Raw genomic sequence first — 17,451 nt, 5'->3', positions numbered from 1 at the left:
TCATGAAAGAAGTATATATTGTATCTGTTGCAAGAACTCCTATTGGAAATTTGGGTGGTGTATTGTCTTCTGTCAATGTTATTGACTTGGGGAAAACTGCAATTACAGGTGCTATTGAACGTGCAGGAATTAGCGCAGATCAAATTGGTGAAGTATATATGGGTTGTGTTTTGACAGCCAATACAGGACAAGCGCCTGCCAAACAAGTAGCTTTGGCTTCTGGTATTCCAAATACAGTTCCTTGTACAACCATCAATAAAGTATGTTCTTCTGGAATGAAAGCAATGATGTTGGGTGCTCAGTCTATTATGTTGGGTGACAATGATGTTGTTGTTGTTGGAGGAATGGAAAGTATGTCTCAAGCTCCTCACTATATTCCTTCTGGTCGTACAGGTATCCGTTATGGCAATGGTCAAATGATTGATGCAATTGTTAGAGATGGTCTACAAGATCCTTATGATGGTAACATGATGGGTGTTTGTGGTGAAGTTTGTGCAGAGGGCAAAAACATCACTAAAGAGGAGCAAGATGCTTATGCTTTTGCTTCTTATGAGCGTGCTAGAGCTGCTTACGAAAATGGTTGGTTCAACGATGAAATCGTTCCTGTAAGCGTTCCTCAACGTAGAAAAGATCCAATCATTGTCAGTAGAGATGAAGAGGTAGATAACAAACGTATTACGGATTTGGCTAGCGTTCAAAAAGGGCGTGCAGTCTTCAAAAAAGACGGTACTGTTTCGGCTATCAATGCTTCAAAAATCAACGATGGTGCTGCTGCTGTTGTTTTGATGAGCAAAGAAAAAGTAGAAGAACTAGGGCTACAACCTATCGCAAAAATTAGAAGCTTTGCAGATGCTGCTCAAGAGCCTGTTTGGTTTACAACTACTCCTGCTTTGGCAATGCCTAAAGCGGCTCAAAAAGCAGGTGTTGCGATCGAAGATGTTGATTTGTTTGAAATCAATGAGGCGTTTTCTGTTGTTGCTTTGGCAAATATGAAAGAACTAGGGCTTAGCCACGATAAAGTAAATGTATTTGGTGGTGCTGTTTCTATGGGACATCCTATTGGTGTTTCTGGTTGTAGAATCGTTGTTACTTTATTGTCTGCCCTAAAACAAAAAGGCGGAAAGATTGGTCTTGCTGGTATTTGTAATGGTGGTGGCGGTGCTTCTGCTATGTTAGTAGAATTGGTATAACACCCATTCCGATCTTAATCCTTATAAAAATAGCCTCAGCAAATGCTGAGGCTATTTTTTTTCTAGTTGATCCATCTTATGTAATCACTCTTTTTTTAGCTCGTTACATCTTGGTATTGTGCTGCCCACTTGGCTACTGTTTTTATTAAAGGAGTTAGAATATATTGAAGCGAGAGATACCCGACCAAGAAATTCCCCGCTGGCTTTTCTTTAAAAGGAGCAACAATTTTAGTCATTTTGCTCATAGCTTTTTGAACTTCAAAACCATTTCTGCCTGTATAAGCCAATACATGTTGTAGCCCTAAATAAATTAAAAAGGCACAGAATTCTTTTATCTCATTATCGGTAACTTTTCTACCGCAAATTTGTTCAAAGGATTTTTTGGAAGCTTTGGAAGCTAAAGCTAAAGCAGAACTAAGGCTATTCAGTACACCTATTAGCTTTTTTTCAGGTAAACCCTCTAATTTCCCTTCATTCCAAGTCTTGATTTCAAATGCATGATTCGGTATTTCATTAGACGCTTTTCTAGCATATTTGTTATCCGCAAGACTTCCAGCCCATTCCATAAATCGATTTACTATAATATTATTATTGGATAATGGGAATTTAGTTGGATCAAAACTATACGCTTTAGGATAAAAAGCAGCAGCAGCTTTTAGATCTTTATTTATCCACGCCTGAGGAACGACATCAATTTCATTATAAATAGCTTTATAATTAGCTACTTTAGCATGCAGATGGTTAATAAAAGTCTGATCGCCAGGAGTAGGTCCAGCAGTAGCCAATACCGTAATCGTATGTTTCATTTTTGCTGCCGTCATCTTATCTGCCAATACCGTAGCCAAAACAGGGGCAAGTGCTCCACCTAAACTGTGGCCACTTATTGCAATTTTTGCGGTTGTATCCAAGCTCTTGATAAAATCCCAAAGCGGTTCTTTTTTTGCAGTTTCATTCTTTCCATATTCACGACCTACTGCTTTATCCGCTTCTGTTAATACAGGTTTTTCTTGTCCCATGTTCCAAAGTTGCTGCAAACCTTGCCAACTTGCTTTAGAAATAGCACCGCCATCTTGAGGTAGTTTTTCGCCAAAATTACCCAGCACATCTTCCCACTTTTTCATGGTAGCAACATCAAAATCTTCTTTAAACCAACCAAATGGTGAGACCGAATTCGTTCCTGCTATTCCAATAAAATAATCTGGTCCATCCTTGACATCATCTGGCTGTTTAACACATTTAATAACATACATAGTATTATCAGTGACTTGATATAATCCCCTCCTTCTATTCTCTTCCCCCAACTCTTCTGATGGTGCTGCCTCATTTAGCAAATTTCCAACATTCCCCATCAAACCTCCAAAACCTAGCGTACTGCCAAAACCCAGCTCGTCTTCCAACTTAAAATTCTGCTCCCCCTCTACGTTAGTATTACTTTCAAGATTATTTCTTTCCGCCTTTATTGCCGCTAATGATTTAGCAAACGCTAAATGGTCTTTTTGGGAAACATCCATTTTGGAGCAACTAATAAAAGGTCCCCAAACCAGCTCCCATGTTCCTACTGTTTTTTTTATTTCATCGTTCTCCAATATCTTTTGAATAGAATTGGTACAATTAATGAGTCTATCCATATTTTTTTTCGCTGACAAACCAATAGGAATATATCCACTATTCACATTAGCAAACATGTTGAGTAGATAAAGTTGTCTCTCTTCTGGGCTGTATTTTAATTTTGTTGACATGATTTTATTTTTTTATGAGGTGTATAATAAAAATTTCAGTACTTGTCTATTTACTGCCCTACAAACCTATAAGATTAAGACCATTTATTAATCCCCTTAAAAAGGTAATCCGTTCCTACCTAGAAAGGGGTAGTTTTTTATTTAAGATCAATTGGTCAATTTTCCACTGAAACTAATTCGCTTAATTACTTGTTATCCTATCATTCTATAAAAATTTGCACTTTTCACACTGTCAAGAGGGTATTTATAACGCTCCATACGATACTAAAATCAAACTATGAACTTAAAATCCGCTATATTAGGTCTGGCTGTAGGAGATGCCCTAGGCGTTCCTGTCGAATTTATGAGTCGGGAGATGCTCCAAAAAAATCCTGTTAAAATCATGCGTGAGTTTGGAACCCATAAGCAGCCCAAAGGAACTTGGTCTGACGATAGCACAATGACTTTTTGTTTGATGGAAACACTTGCCCAAGGCTATGATTTAAGGGATTTGGGAGATCGTTTTGTTCGCTGGTATCGCCAAGCTTATTGGACGCCTTATAAGAATGTCTTTGATATGGGCAATACCACTCGGCAAGCAATTATTCGGCTAGAAACCCAACAAATTGAACCAACGCAGGCTGGAGGAAAAGATAGACAAAGTAATGGAAACGGTTCCCTAATGCGTATCCTTCCACTCCTGTTTTACACTAAAGAACTTCCTATTAACCAACGTTGGAAAATCACTCGTGCTGTCTCAGCATTAACCCATGGACACTTTGTTGCTTGTTTTGCTTGCTTCATTTATTTGGAGTATGCCCGTTTGTTATTAGAAGGACATGACAAATGGAAAGCTTATCAATTGATGCTTGATTTAGTAAATGGCTTTACAACGACTCAATCCTTTCTAGAAGGAGACCTTCATTCCTTCCATAGAATTTTTCAAGCACCTAAACAGCTTGCCCAACTGCCTAAAAATCAAATCAACTCTGGTGGCTATGTTATAGACAGCCTAGAAGCTAGTTTTTGGTGCCTCCTAAATGGCAACAATTATTCTGAGACGGTACTTTCTGCTGTCAACCTTGGTCGAGATACTGACACTACAGGAGCAATAACAGGAGGATTGGCTGGAATTCTATATGGCGAATCAGGAATTCCACTAACTTGGATCTCTTATTTAGCTCGTTTGAATGATATTTTGGATTTAATAGAACGCCTAGACGATAAATTGGAAGCCCAATAAAACGATTTGGAGTTTTTAATATCTTAATCCAAATAATATTTTTATAATAAAAATCGCCGTTCGCAGATAATATTAAGCCATTAGTCTAAGTAAGCCCATTATCTGGAACAAAAATTTAATATTTATGGTAATTAAAACTGACAGTTGTGTTGATTTTTTATTCATATATTTTGATTCCAATAAAATATCTAAATAAAAAGACTAAGAATTAGTTACAAAGCAGTATTTTAGTAGCTTATTTTTTTACACACTTAAAATCATCTAAAAAATAATATAAATATGAGTTCGGAGAAACCTCAAATTGTCAAAGCGAAGGTTGGCTTTATTAAACTTTTTTTCACCTCTTGTCTAGGAACACTCATGGCCCTTGGGGTAATTGTTGGAGGTTTTGTTTTTGTGGGATACCAAGCGTCCCAAAGTAGTTCGCCCAGCATCAAACCCAATACAGTTCTAAAATTAACCCTAAACAAACCTATTCCTGAGTTGTCTAATAACGTTCCTGACAATTCTTATGATTTTGAAAGCATGCTCAATGAAGATATTGGTCTAACCAATACTTGTGAGTTGATTGATTTGGCAATGGAAGATGACAACATCAAAGGAATTTACTTAGATTTAAGTTCTGTTCCTGTTGGTTGGGCTTCTTCAAAAGTATTGCGCAACAAATTGCTAGAATTTAAAGAAGCAGGTAAATTTGTAATGGCTTATTCAACCAATTACAACCAAAAAAGCTACTATTATGCTTCTGTAGCAGATCCTATTTATCTACATCCTCAAGGTGGTTTTTCATTTGTAGGTTTTTCTGCTCAAATGATGTACTTCAAAGGTTTGATGGATAAATTAGGCGTTACTGCTCAAATCTTCTACGCAGGTAAATTTAAATCTGCCACAGAGCCTTTCCGCCGCAAAAACATGACCCCAGAAAATCGCAAACAGGTGTCAGAATACATGAGTGGAATGTATGATATGTATCTAGAGGATTTGGCTGTAGCTCGTAATATTGGTGCCGATGAATTGTTCCGTATTGCTGACAATGCTTTGATTAGAGAACCCAAAGATGCTGTTACACATAAGCTAGTAGACGCTACTAAATATAAAGATGAAGTACTTGATGAATTGCGTGAAAAATTAGGGACTGCTGAAGAGGACGAAATTGAAGTCGTTAGCCTAAAGAAATACTTATCGATCAACAAAGACAAACTTAATAAATTAGATGCTACCGACAAAGTGGCTGTCATTTATGCAGAAGGTTCTATCGTAGATGGTCAAGGTGATAAAGGTTCGATTGGTGGTGATAAATACGCTAGCATTATCCGAAAATTACGCAAGGACGAAGATGTAAAAGCAATTGTTATGCGTGTTAATTCTGGTGGTGGTAGTGCTTTGGCTTCTGACATTATCTGGAGAGAACTAGAAAAAGCAAAAGAACAAGGAATCCGTGTGGTTACTTCTATGGGTGATGTTGCTGCTTCTGGAGGTTATTATATTGCTTCTAACTCTGAGCGTATTTTTGCAGAAGATCGTACCATTACAGGTTCTATTGGCGTATTTGGCATGATTCCTAATATGAGAGGACTCTATGAAGATCATCTTGGGTTAACTATGGATACCGTCAAAATTGGTAAGTATTCTATGATGTCTAGCTTTGGTACTTTCTTTGAATTTAGCGAGGAAGAAGGCAAAATTATTCAAGATGGTGTCGATCAGGTTTATACCACCTTCAAAACAAGAGTTAGCGAAGGTCGTGGTATGAGCATGGAAGCGGTTGATAGTGTTGCTCAAGGTCGTGTATGGCTTGGAACCACTGCCCTTGAAATTGGTTTGGTAGATCAATTGGGAGGACTGAATGACGCTGTTAAATCGGTTGCTGGCTTAGCTAATTTGTCTGAAGACAATTACCGAGTAGTTAGCTATCCTAAAACAAAGAGTTTTGAAGAAAAAATATTGGCTGCACTAGGCGAAGATTCAGAAGATGGAGAGGCAAAAACCAAATTGCTCCAAGAATTTAAATCTTCTCTTACTGCTAGTGAATATAGCGAGTATAACGACCTGCTAAAAACTGTTAAAGAACTTAAGTCAATGAAAGGTATTCAAATGCGTTTGCCTTACGAGATTGAAATTAACTAGGTTTTAGTCTAGGTTTAACAATAAAAGCATGGATCATACTTTGAAAGGAGTATGATCCATTTTATATTTAAACAGGCTCTATTACATTTTATAACTCTCTAAATCTATTGATATGGAAATTTTGGATGATTCAATCAGTAAAGAAACCCTTACGGAGCAAGAACAAGACTGGAATCTTTTTATTGGCGACCAAGCCAATTATTACATTCCGATATGGCGAAAAATACAAGACGGCAAATATATGCACTTTAATATTCCTGCATTTTTCCTTTGGGTAGCTTGGGCGGGGTACCGAAAAATGTATGCTGTTTATTTGATACTGGCAGTAGGTCGTAGCTTAATAGTAGAGTATATTCCCACCTTGTTGGGAATCGGACAGCAATTTCAAGCTTTATTAGCTGCCTTCTTTTTTCTCATTTTTATTGCATGGGGGCTTTTTGCCAATTATATTTATTATAATCATGCTCAAAAAAAGATTCAAGCCATAAAAGCACAGCACCTCAGTCAAACAGAACAAGAGAAAGCAATTATTGCAGCAGGCAATACCGATTTAGTTTTCCCTATTGTTATTGGGTTGGTATTGATGGGAATATCATTCAGTTTTCAACACCTTTATGGCACCTTATAAGCTTTTATACTGCGTTGGTTGCTCTTGGTTTTAAGCAGAATAATAAACGTTAACAATTCATGGAAATATTAGACGAACAACTAGAAACCTACCTAAGCCCCGAAGAAGAAGACTGGGAGCTTTTTATTGGTCCTAGAGCAGATTATTATCTTGCTCAATGGCAAAAATTTGAACGGCAAGCGGCTAAAATTAGCCTCAATATTCCTGCTCTAGTTTTTAATGTTTATTGGTTCGTTTATCGCAAAATGTATCGGTATGCCATTGGCTGCGTTCTTGTCTTTCAGGTTTTGAACCTTGCCATGAGCTCTTATCTTCTAAATTATTATCGCTATTTCCCCATCAATCCACTGCCCTATATCTTCTGTGGGCTACTAGGAAATTGGTTGTATTATCATCATGCCCAAAAGAAAATCACCCAAATCAAACAACAATATCCCAATCCAAAGACTAGCCGCCGAGAAATTCAAGCAACGGGGCAAACCAGTCTTTTTTCTGTCTTTGTGCTATTCTTTATGAACCAAATTGGTATTGGGCTGATCAATTCTCTTTATTATCTCATCTTCTTTTATTAATACTTTGGGAACTCACATTACTCCGTTAAAAAATCGTATTCAATTGATTATCAAAATGATGCGATTCCATCAATTAAAGTGTTAATTATTTGATAATCAATCGAATACAAGATGTTTTTTTGCTTTTTTACAACTATTCTCATGAGCATAGCGAACTAAAAAAAGCAAAAAATTAACGGAGTATTAAACTCAAGGAACATTATTTTATTTAGATAATTTCTCCAAGTACTACAATATTTGCTTATTTTGCGCCCCAATACAAAAAAAAGCTAACAAGCTACCCATTTTATTCGTTTATACTATTACGCTCCAATTATCCTCATCTCATACACCACCTTCTTTCTGTTAATAATAAAATGATTTAAATCGCTTAGCAAGTCGTATATCAGAGTGAAAGAGTCTTTTATCAAAAATAAAATTTATGCCTGAAATTTCGTGGTTTACCCCAGATGTCTACAAACTGTTATTAAGACTATCCATCAATATTGTATCGGTTACGATTATTGTTCGATTACTGTACTACCCCAATAATCCAAAGAAATCCTATATCTTCACTTACTATCTAATTGGTTTTATCACCTTCTTTCTCTGCTTTTGCTTAAAAAAGCTAGACATTGATACAGGGATGGGCTTGGGCTTATTTGCTATCTTAGGAATTATTCGATACCGAACAGATACCATCGAAATCAAGGAAATGACCTACCTATTTACAGTCATTGGACTAAGTGTGATTAATTCATTAGCTGCTAATAAAATATCGCTTGTAGAATTGTCGATTGTAAACAGTTTTACCATTGGTTTAATCTTCCTTTTTGAATATTTTTGGCTTCCTCAAAAAAAGCTCCAACAAACAACTATTGTCACTTCAATTAATAGCATTCAATCTTTTCAAACAGATCAATTAATTGCTGATCTTGAAGACCGTACAGGACTAAAGATTGTTCATTTAAAAATTGGAAAGATCAACTATTCCAACAAAAATGTTCAGATCATTATTTCTTATACGCAATAGTAAGTGTTGTTTAAAAATGTAACAATTTGAAGATGAAACGATGTGAATCATCTTCAAATTATCTATACATAAAACCACACCACATAAAATCAATGAACAATTACCTTTCGAATTTGCTCCTCCAACGATTTTTTATCTTTGATTTTTATAAAATAAATCCCTTTGCTAACCTGTTTTAGATCCACAGAATGAACAGCAGTATTAATGGTACTCCGTTGAATAGATTGCCCCAAAGCATTGGTAATTTCTAGCTCTACGGGATAAAAATCTGTTTCAATGGTAAAAGAACCTTGATTTGGATTGGGATACAAATTGAACTTGTCCTTAACGTACTGATATGAAGTTCCAACTACTGTCATAGTAATTAGATTAGACAATACTTCGCAATTGGTTCCAGTATAAGCACTGACGGTATAATTCCCATTTTGAGTTACTTCTAATTGATTCCCTACTGCCCCTTGGATTGCGACCCCATTTAAGTACCACTGGTAAGGTCCTCTATCGTCTGGTGCCACCAAGGTATCGTTGTTTTGCACCATCAAGATGGACTCCTCTGGCACTTGTAAAATATTAGTGGTATCTGCCGAAACAATATTCACGTTTTCCAAGCTCATAAAAGTGCTATTTTTAGTACTATCTATCGCTTCTGAAGCAAAAGTCAGTAAAGTCCCCGTTTGCCAAGCGGTGTTTCCCCAATAACTTCCCCCCAAACCAAAGTCAGCCCAACGAATCCGAATAGAACGATCATCGTCCAATAATTTAGCCCCTGTACTTGAAATGACGGGGGCATTCATATGCCGCCCAAACTCCATTCGAATCTCTTGATCCCACATGTGGTATTTAATAGCTAAGGTATCCTTAATCGTCCAATCTGAAAACGTCGCCTGAAAAATAGTGTCGCTCACCAATCCTTTATTTGGGTTTTCTACCACAACCAATAAACTAGGCGTTGTATTATCGTAAACAATTGTGCTTAATATATTGGGAATTCCTGGGCGAACTTCGGTTCCAAGTTCCTCACAAAACAACTCAGCATCCTCAAAAGAAACTAGCCCAATATGAAATTTGCTATTTTGATTAAAGGTAGCAGTATCACATTGTACGCTAGTTGAAAAAATACTCCCTTTGGCTTCGTTCCAAATAAATGGATCTCTGGAATAAGCCCTTGCCTTAGAAGCTCCAGCATGTTGAAGAAGAAGTTGGCCATTCTGAACCGTAGCATTCCTCCGTTTAAATCCATTTCCTTTGACGGGACTGGCATCAAAATTATCTTCTACCCACTGAATGTGCGGATGCTCAACAAAATTCACGGCATCTCTAAAATGCTCTGTGGTCGTAGCGCAATGCGGACCTGCCGTTTCCAAAAACTTTCCTTTAATTCCATCTTCTACCATACCATTGTGATAAATATTCATAATATCCCCTTCTCTAAAATCATCGTAAGAGGTTAAAATGCCATAACGTCTATCAAATGAACGAATATAATTCAGGTCGGCAGTAGTAAAAGGAATGGTATATTCATAATGGCTATTGGGATTTTGAGTTTCATAATCTTGCGCCACTTCCCTAGGGTAAGAAGATCCACAATTCGGAAAAGAACCAAAAAACCACTCAGGATAAGTATAAGCCAAAACCGTAGACATTCTAGCGCCTCCCGAATTGCCAGAGGTATAAATGCGAGTACTATCAATATTCAGCACTTCTTTCAAACGGTATACTGCCGCCATTGCTACCCCCATTCTAATGTTAACATTGATGGAATTACCAATATTATCTCCAGCAATGTAGATCAATTTTTTTTCATCTAAAACCGCTCGCCATTGGGGGAACAAGCCGCCATTGTTTCCAGAATTGATAAACGTAACCAAACCATAAGGCTCTGTACCATCATAACTTGGTGGAATGTAAATATCATAAGTATACGTTGGCAATAAACTATTGGGATCGGGATAATAACCATTGTTCCCCCAGCCCGATTGTGAGGCAAAGACAACCGATGAATTATCTAAGGTATCAATCAATTGATTGTTAATCATACCCGTTCCCCAAGGGCTTATTTGTGCCGTCAATAAATTGGTATAAGCGATAACCATTAAGGTGCCAAGAATTTTTGTAACGTTTAAATGCATAGACTTGTTTTTAGAATACATAATATAATATACGCCCCTACTCATCCCACTAATAAGGTTTTTTACCGCACTCGTGTAATAAGTAGTTCGTTCCAAAATACAGAAATCTGCTTTTGGGCACCATCTTTTTTTGGAAGTGCTTGTATCATTCTAGTTTTTCGTCTTTTAATTTTTTAGCAACCTCTAGGCAGCGTTTTGGAGCAAAAAGAAGTTGGTCGATTTTAGGCGATTTTTTTAGCTAGAAATGTTATAAAAAATATGGTTCTTTGACAACCCGTAGGCTCACGCAGTAACCACGCAGAACCCAGCTTGCTGGCTCACGAGTGATAACGAACCGACCTCAGGGAGCTTCATAAGCGATAGCGCACTAGCTAACCTAGCAGCGAAGCTAATCGTGTATAATAATAAACTACCCTGTCTGCTTATCACTACTTTTGTTATAGTCATAGGTAATAAGTCGTATGCTTAGTTCCTGTAAATACAGGACTTACGACTTATTACCTATGACTTTCTTCTAAAACCACGATTTCTATGGAAAAACCAAATAAGCCCCTCCTTAATTTTTGCCTTTATCTCCTTTTCTGTATATTGTCCTTTTATAACCAACTATATCATTTTCTTGCCAATTTCAGCATGCCAACAAACACAAATTCAGAAGAATACAGACTTGCTATAGCAAAACGTTTTCAAGCTATTATTCCGCTACCGTTCCAACTCGTAGCACAGGTGATTTCTATGGTTTTTCACCCCTTGTTTTTATTGAGTTATGCCTATATTTTATTGGCGTATTTTAATCCTTTTTTGTTTGGAGAGGCCAGTACTTCACGAATATTTGTAGTGACTAGCAATACCTCAAAAGGCATTTGGTTTATTAATTTAGTGCTTTTTAGTTGTATTATTCCTTTAGTGGGGGTTCTTTTAATGAGAGGATTAGGAATGATTCGAAGCCTTGCTTTGGACACCCAAGATGAGCGTAAAATTCCTTATGTTTTAACGGGGATGTTCTATATGGCAATGGTTGCACAAAACAATTACAACACCAGCCTTCCTTTAGAGATCAAGATATTTACCCTAGGAGCAACCATCGCTTTGTTTGTTGCCTTTTTTATTAATTTATTTACCAAAATAAGCATGCACACGGTAGGCATGGGCGGTTTTTTGGCGATGCTAATTATCATTATCGCCCGAAGCTATGCTGGAGCAGAGAACTTATTTATTTTTGGAATTTTAAGTTGTGGATTGGTCGGAACTTCTCGATTATTATTGGGGGCACACCAAACTTCTGATATTTATGGAGGCTATTTTGTTGGTTTCTTGTCTCAATTTGTTGCCCTAAATTATATGTTTTCAACCTAGTTTTATTTGATAATTTACTACCTAGGCTCCTTCAATAAGCAATGGGTTCCTATTGTAAACTATAATACTCTGTTGATTTTTATAAAAAACATAAAAATCAACAGAGTAATAAAATTATCAACTAGTATAAAACTACTGTTCGAGCAAAGCCACGACTCTTGCAGGCAAAAAGATGCTTGCATCCCCTCCTCCCTTAATAATCTCTCGAACCACAGTAGAACTGTAACAAGAATATTGCGGATCTGCCATTAAAAATACCGTTTCTAGGTTTTCTCCAATGGTAGAATTTAAATTGGCAATGGTATTTTCATAATTAAAATCGGTAGAATTCCTTAACCCTCTCAACAAAAAATTAGCGCCCTTCTCTTTACAATAAAAAGCCGTTAATTGCTCATAAGTATCAATCTCAACCTTAGGCTCCTGCTCATAAGCAGCCTCCAAAAAAGCAATTCGTTGTTCTGTCTCAAAAAAATAGCGTTTGGCAGAGTTGATTCCCATTGCCACAATAATTTTATCAAATAGAGGAATCGCACGTTTAACAATATCGACATGCCCCTTAGTAACAGGATCAAAAGACCCCGCAAATACAGCTATTCTCATTCTAATGATGCTTTAATTGAAATGAAAAGATAAAGGGTTTTCCTATAAAAAATACAACCACTCAAAATCAGTGTTTTAATTATTCACTTTTGGCGTTAATTTGAAAATTTACCGATTTGATTATTTGATAATCAGACAACAATTTTGTGTAAACATTTTTATAGGAAAGCCCTATGAAAAGATATAAGTTGCCTTTTTTAGATAAACACACAACCTATATCATTATATTTTAGATTAAAACACTAATATACTGCCTTTTTAGGATTCAGCAATTGATAAAGAAAGATAATCCTTAGACCTAGCCATTTACTTTTGAAACCCCTCTCCCTTTTGGATACTTCACCTCGTATTCAAACTTCAGTTTTTCAGTTAGATTGGGTTTGAGTGTTTTTCGCCAACGCAAAGAACCATAAGGAGCATAAAAGATAGCCCCTGTACTTTCTAATAATTTAATTTCCAACTCTTTGTTTTTAGAAACAGGGATTTGATCCAATACATTAATATCTATTGACTCACTCTTATTGTTGCGCACACTAATTTCAAAACCTAGTCTTTCTTTGGTAAGCGAACCATTTTCCTTCCGCACACTCTTTAGCTTTTCTCTTTTTACACTAATCTTTTCATCCCGTCCCAAAGACAGCAATAAGGTATCCATCGTGCTTTTAGAATTTAAATAAGACTGCCCCAAATAAACCCCTTCAAAAAAGATATTGGCATTTCCACTCAACAAATTATACTGTCCATAATTTGTAATTTTTGCCAACAAAAAAGCCCCCTTATCTATTTTAGGAACAATATGATATTCATAATTCACCTCCATTTCATGGCGCTTAACTTCTACGATGTGCTTTTCTCCATCGCTCGGAATATCTTGCAACAAAGCCAAATCAAACTCTATCGTATGATTGCCATTCGCCAATAAATCTTCATTGTCAAAATTCAGTATTATATCATCAACGACAACCTCTTGTACCCCAATAATAGGCGCTCCATTAATATAAATATCATTAGAAGCAGATCGTGAACCATTGGAGTTGATTGCCTCTCCCTTATCTACACTATTAACCGTTGCTCCAGAAGCAATAATCCCCGTCAAATTTCTTTGTGGATTATTCCGAATAAACTCTTCATCCAACACCACATTGCCAGAACCTTGGTATTGAATATAGGTATTGCCCTTTTTCTTTTTTGCTTTGTAATGGCTCGCCAACAAATTTAGTTTTAAGGGGTTGAGAATAGGGCGATCATGACTTAGAGAAGGATCGCTAGAAGACAAACTCAACTTAATTTGTTCCCAATCAAAACCAGTAGATTGATAAACATGCGCTTTGTAAACCAATTCCAAAGGCTTGCCCACTCCTTCCGATTTCAGATCGTATAAGGGGCGCCATCCCGCATTCGTTACGACATAAACCACCTCAATATCTGTTGCCACTTGAGCAGCCGCTTGCAACTGCAAAACAATTTCCCCAGAAGGCTTACTTCGAGCATTTGATAAGACATTCAATTGCCGTCTTAACATCGCTTCTTTTTGTTGAAGTTCCCTTCTTTTATAGTCTAATTCTAGTAACTCCTTCTCCAAAGCTGCCAATTCCTTGCGTTTAAACTCCATTACCTTCTTCACTTCTTCCACCGTAAAACCTTCTTTCTTGGAAGACCCCAAAGGATTGTTGTCCAATAATGTTTTCTTAGTAATTTGAACCACTTTTTGATCTAGGGCTAATGCTCTAAGTGCTCGCTCAAACAATTGGATAGAATCACTGATCGTTTGATAACGTTCTGAAGCTTCTGTTTGCTTGAGGTAATTTACTCTAGGAACAGCAGACACCAAAGCAACATTTTTGTTGCTCAACTTCACTTGGATGCTATTGATGAGAATTTTTTGGCTCAATTGCTCTAACACCAATTCACTTTTGCCTGCTGGAATATTAGCTTTTGCCTTTCGAAGAATTCTCGCATTTTTTTGGTAGACAATTACCTCTTCAATTGTTGACTTTACCCGTGTTTCTGCTTCTTGGGCAAACACATTACTCGCTATTACTAAGATTAATCCTAGAATTTTAAGGTTTTGCATAACTTGCTTTTAAATGATGGATTAGGAAATTCTTTACATTCGTCCTTACTTTGACAATCCAAGGCATTGAGCGTTCAGCGACTAGATCAGTTCACTTCGTTAAAACTTATATCCAATCCCCAAATCGTAAAAACCATTCCTGTTTAAAAATTCCAAATGAGTTACTCTCTGCCTGAGCCTTTGGATTATCACTTATTAACTAGATGCCAATCTCAATCATTCTGGCGCAAACGATCAATAAATTCCATCATTTTCACAACTACAACTTTTTCTTTCGTTCAATACCATATATATCCATCTTCTTTTTCAGCGTGTTCAGTACAATGCCCAAGGCTTTAGCCGTTTGTGATAAATTATAATGATATTGCTCCAATACCCTGCGAATATGTTGCTGTTCCATACTACTAAACCATTTTTGGATTGAAACTTTAGTTGATGCACAACAGAGTTCCGTTTCGCAAATCTATTCTACATTATCTGCAACCAAAACACCTTTCTAAAAATAAATTCATCCAAAAAATTCACAGTATCCATTTTTACTTGTCTAATATCATGTAGACGAAATGAATCGCCTATTTAAACCAAAAGCAATGTGGCAGACAAGTCTCTTATTAATTGCATTAACATTTGGAATTAGCTCAAATGGAAGTGCGCAATCGAAACAAAAAAATTATAAAACCAAAAAGATCGAAACTAGTTTTAACAAAGAACAACAAAAAGTATTGAACACCATTGAAAAAATGGTATCTGCATTTCAGAACAAAGACATTGATGGCGTTTTAGCAACTTATGAAGAAGATGCAATTGTTATGTTTGAGCCTCAAAAACCAGTTCAAGGCAAAAAAGCTTTAAGAACTTTTTTTACACAGTTTGTCCAGATGAATCCTCGATATACTTTTAGTGGTCACGAAGTTTATATCTCAGGAAATCTTGCCACACATATTTCACCTTGGAAAATGGTAGGGCAAATGCCTGATGGAACAAAAATTGAACAAAATGGTTTGTCTATAGCTATTTTAAGAAAACAACCAGACGGAAATTGGCTCATGATACAAGATAATCCTCACGGTCAGTTTTTACTTAACAAATAAATAAGAAAAAAAGGTTGACTAAATTGGTCGACCTTTTTTTAATACGTTTAAAAATGGAAGAAAAAGAATTAATAAAATCCTGCATTAAAGGAAACAAGCAAAGTTTTGAACAATTAATTAGCTCCATTCAACCTTTGGTTTTTAATTTATCCCTTCGTTTTCTGTGGAACAGAATGGATGCAGAAGATGCAACACAAGAAATCTTAATTAAAATAATAACTAACTTAAGTAAATTTGATGGTCGAAGTAAGTTTAACACTTGGATCTATCGAATCTCGACTAACTATTTAATAAACCTAAAAAAAACAAATCTTGAAAAAACTGCTTTATCATTCGATAGTTTTTCTAATGAATTAAACTCCATTAAAGAACCAATAAGTTATGATTTTCCCGATAAAAATTTATTAGAAAAAGAAATGAAAACGGGCTGTACATTAGCAATGCTTCAGTGCTTAAATAGAGATTTGAGAATAGCCTTTATACTGGGAAGCATTCTAAAAATAAAAAGCAATGTAGCCTGTGAAATTACTGAAACTTCTCCTGAAAATTTCAGAAAAAGACTTGAGAAGTCGAGAAAACTCATACGTGCATTTTTAAATGCAAATTGTGGTATTTATAAGCCCAGTAACAACTGTAGATGTAATAAAAGAATAAAACCTGCGATTGCCTGTGGAAGAATTGTAAAAAACAAGCTCAACTTTGTTGGCAACATAGAAATTTACAATGATGAAATGGAAGAATTAAATTCAATGACAGGGATTTATAAAAACCATGGTACTTTTAAAAGCAAATCGGATTTTCTAGAACAATTAAATAGGTTATTAATGACTAAAAAAATAATAAATCACGAATAAGAAATAAGTTGGATTAAAACTTACTTTAAGACATCTTCTAAGTACACTTTTTCTCTACGATCACAATCCCAGCCTACTTTTATTGTCTTAACATCTTTGCGTTTTTTGCAGACCTGTAAGAGACAACAGGGCAATCCTTTTGCAAAATCTTTTTCGTCCAACCGAACAGCGGACAACCTAAGTTCTGCATCAATATTAATGGGGAGCTGAGCAGTGTCAATTCGCATGGTTTGTACAAATCTAACCTTCTTGTAATAATACCCCTTGGAGCTTGGTTTGCGATCTGCTTTTAGGCGTTGGACAATGGTATAACTTGGTTTGGGGCTAAATTTGAGTGCCATATCTACGGTATCAATACCATCCTGTAACATAGATTCGTAGCCATTCTCTACTTTTAATTTCCAGCCTTCTGGTATTTCTACATCTACCACCATCAATAATTTATGAGGCGTTAATAAACGACCTGTTGTTCTTACTATTAACTTAATATCTTCTTCATAAATACTACGCTGCCCTAAGATAGGAGAAGCCCCTAAAAAGAAAAGTATTATCATCTGATAAATGGTAAAACAATAAAAATTAGACGGCTTCATTGGCTCAATTGCTATTTAATGAAGTTGTTTTAAAATAGGTTTATTTTGTTATTACTTTGCGGTTTTGTTTCCAATAACACTACCACAAGTTAGCTAAGTAAAAATACTCAAAACGCTGTTCAACAAAATAAAAGCACTCAATTAGATCGCTATAAAGCAATTTTTTTTATCTTTTAGATGGTTTTAAGCTCTAAAAAATGGTTCTTTTGTTGGAATGCACTCTCTTTACACGATAACTATTCATCATCATAATGCAACATTAGT

General features: G+C 36.1%; 15 protein-coding genes. 9 read left to right on the top strand and 6 right to left on the bottom strand.

Annotation, left to right across the window (positions count from 1 at the left end):
• Positions 1-2 precede the first annotated feature (2 nt).
• Positions 3-1,190, top strand: a complete 1,188-nt coding sequence (locus AsAng_RS05040) for an acetyl-CoA C-acyltransferase (protein ID WP_264791704.1) — start codon at positions 3-5, stop codon at positions 1,188-1,190.
• Positions 1,191-1,285: 95 nt separating this feature from the next.
• Here the strand turns inward: AsAng_RS05040 and AsAng_RS05035 are convergent, their stop codons facing one another.
• Positions 1,286-2,929, bottom strand: coding sequence for a lipase family protein (locus tag AsAng_RS05035; protein WP_264791703.1), 1,644 nt, complete (start codon positions 2,927-2,929; stop codon positions 1,286-1,288).
• 277 nt (positions 2,930-3,206) lie between these two features.
• Here AsAng_RS05035 and AsAng_RS05030 point away from each other — a divergent pair, with 277 nt between their 5' ends.
• From AsAng_RS05030 to AsAng_RS05010, 5 genes are all read left to right on the top strand, one after another.
• Positions 3,207-4,151: an ADP-ribosylglycohydrolase family protein gene (locus tag AsAng_RS05030; RefSeq protein ID WP_264791702.1), complete on the top strand. Its 945-nt coding sequence runs from the start codon at positions 3,207-3,209 to the stop codon at positions 4,149-4,151.
• A 279-nt stretch (positions 4,152-4,430) separates the two neighbouring features.
• Complete coding sequence (gene sppA / locus AsAng_RS05025; protein WP_264791701.1) at positions 4,431-6,278, top strand: signal peptide peptidase SppA; 1,848 nt, start codon at positions 4,431-4,433, stop codon at positions 6,276-6,278.
• A 112-nt stretch (positions 6,279-6,390) separates the two neighbouring features.
• The gene (locus AsAng_RS05020; RefSeq protein ID WP_264791700.1) at positions 6,391-6,906 is read left to right on the top strand and encodes a DUF2628 domain-containing protein; all 516 of its coding nucleotides are present in this window, start codon (positions 6,391-6,393) and stop codon (positions 6,904-6,906) included.
• 59 nt (positions 6,907-6,965) lie between these two features.
• Positions 6,966-7,478, top strand: coding sequence for a DUF2628 domain-containing protein (locus AsAng_RS05015; RefSeq protein WP_264791699.1), 513 nt, complete (start codon positions 6,966-6,968; stop codon positions 7,476-7,478).
• Between the two features lie 421 nt (positions 7,479-7,899).
• Entirely contained in the window at positions 7,900-8,490 is a 591-nt protein-coding gene (locus AsAng_RS05010; RefSeq protein ID WP_264791698.1) for a DUF4956 domain-containing protein, read from the top strand.
• Between the two features lie 89 nt (positions 8,491-8,579).
• Here the strand turns inward: AsAng_RS05010 and AsAng_RS05005 are convergent, their stop codons facing one another.
• On the bottom strand, positions 8,580-10,619 hold the full coding sequence (locus tag AsAng_RS05005; protein WP_264791697.1) for a T9SS type A sorting domain-containing protein: 2,040 nt from the start codon (positions 10,617-10,619) through the stop codon (positions 8,580-8,582).
• Between the two features lie 633 nt (positions 10,620-11,252).
• Here AsAng_RS05005 and AsAng_RS05000 point away from each other — a divergent pair.
• Complete coding sequence (locus tag AsAng_RS05000; protein ID WP_264791696.1) at positions 11,253-11,975, top strand: phosphatase PAP2 family protein; 723 nt, start codon at positions 11,253-11,255, stop codon at positions 11,973-11,975.
• Between the two features lie 132 nt (positions 11,976-12,107).
• On the opposite strand, the gene coaD is transcribed toward AsAng_RS05000, so the two are convergent.
• The 3 genes from coaD to AsAng_RS04985 form a co-directional block, all read right to left on the bottom strand.
• Entirely contained in the window at positions 12,108-12,575 is a 468-nt protein-coding gene (gene coaD, locus AsAng_RS04995) for a pantetheine-phosphate adenylyltransferase (RefSeq protein WP_264791695.1), read from the bottom strand.
• A gap of 298 nt (positions 12,576-12,873) precedes the next feature.
• Positions 12,874-14,649 carry a DUF4139 domain-containing protein gene (locus AsAng_RS04990; RefSeq protein ID WP_264791694.1) on the bottom strand — a complete coding sequence of 592 codons (1,776 nt, stop codon included), beginning with the start codon at positions 14,647-14,649 and terminating at the stop codon, positions 12,874-12,876.
• A 259-nt stretch (positions 14,650-14,908) separates the two neighbouring features.
• On the bottom strand, positions 14,909-15,049 hold the full coding sequence (locus AsAng_RS04985) for a helix-turn-helix domain-containing protein (RefSeq protein ID WP_264791693.1): 141 nt from the start codon (positions 15,047-15,049) through the stop codon (positions 14,909-14,911).
• Between the two features lie 190 nt (positions 15,050-15,239).
• On the opposite strand from AsAng_RS04985, the gene AsAng_RS04980 reads away from it, so the two are divergent.
• Both AsAng_RS04980 and AsAng_RS04975 read left to right on the top strand, forming a co-directional pair.
• Positions 15,240-15,740 carry a YybH family protein gene (locus AsAng_RS04980; protein WP_264791692.1) on the top strand — a complete coding sequence of 167 codons (501 nt, stop codon included), beginning with the start codon at positions 15,240-15,242 and terminating at the stop codon, positions 15,738-15,740.
• A 53-nt stretch (positions 15,741-15,793) separates the two neighbouring features.
• Positions 15,794-16,594, top strand: a complete 801-nt coding sequence (locus AsAng_RS04975) for an RNA polymerase sigma factor (RefSeq protein WP_264791691.1) — start codon at positions 15,794-15,796, stop codon at positions 16,592-16,594.
• A 20-nt stretch (positions 16,595-16,614) separates the two neighbouring features.
• On the opposite strand, the gene AsAng_RS04970 is transcribed toward AsAng_RS04975, so the two are convergent.
• The gene (locus AsAng_RS04970; protein WP_264791690.1) at positions 16,615-17,148 is read right to left on the bottom strand and encodes a hypothetical protein; all 534 of its coding nucleotides are present in this window, start codon (positions 17,146-17,148) and stop codon (positions 16,615-16,617) included.
• Positions 17,149-17,451: the final 303 nt, after the last annotated feature.

It is taken from the genome of Aureispira anguillae, from assembly GCF_026000115.1.
Lineage (GTDB): Bacteria > Bacteroidota > Bacteroidia > Chitinophagales > Saprospiraceae > Aureispira > Aureispira anguillae.
The sequence above is the reverse complement of the archived record's forward strand: the minus strand, read 5'-3'. Positions and strand labels throughout refer to the sequence as shown.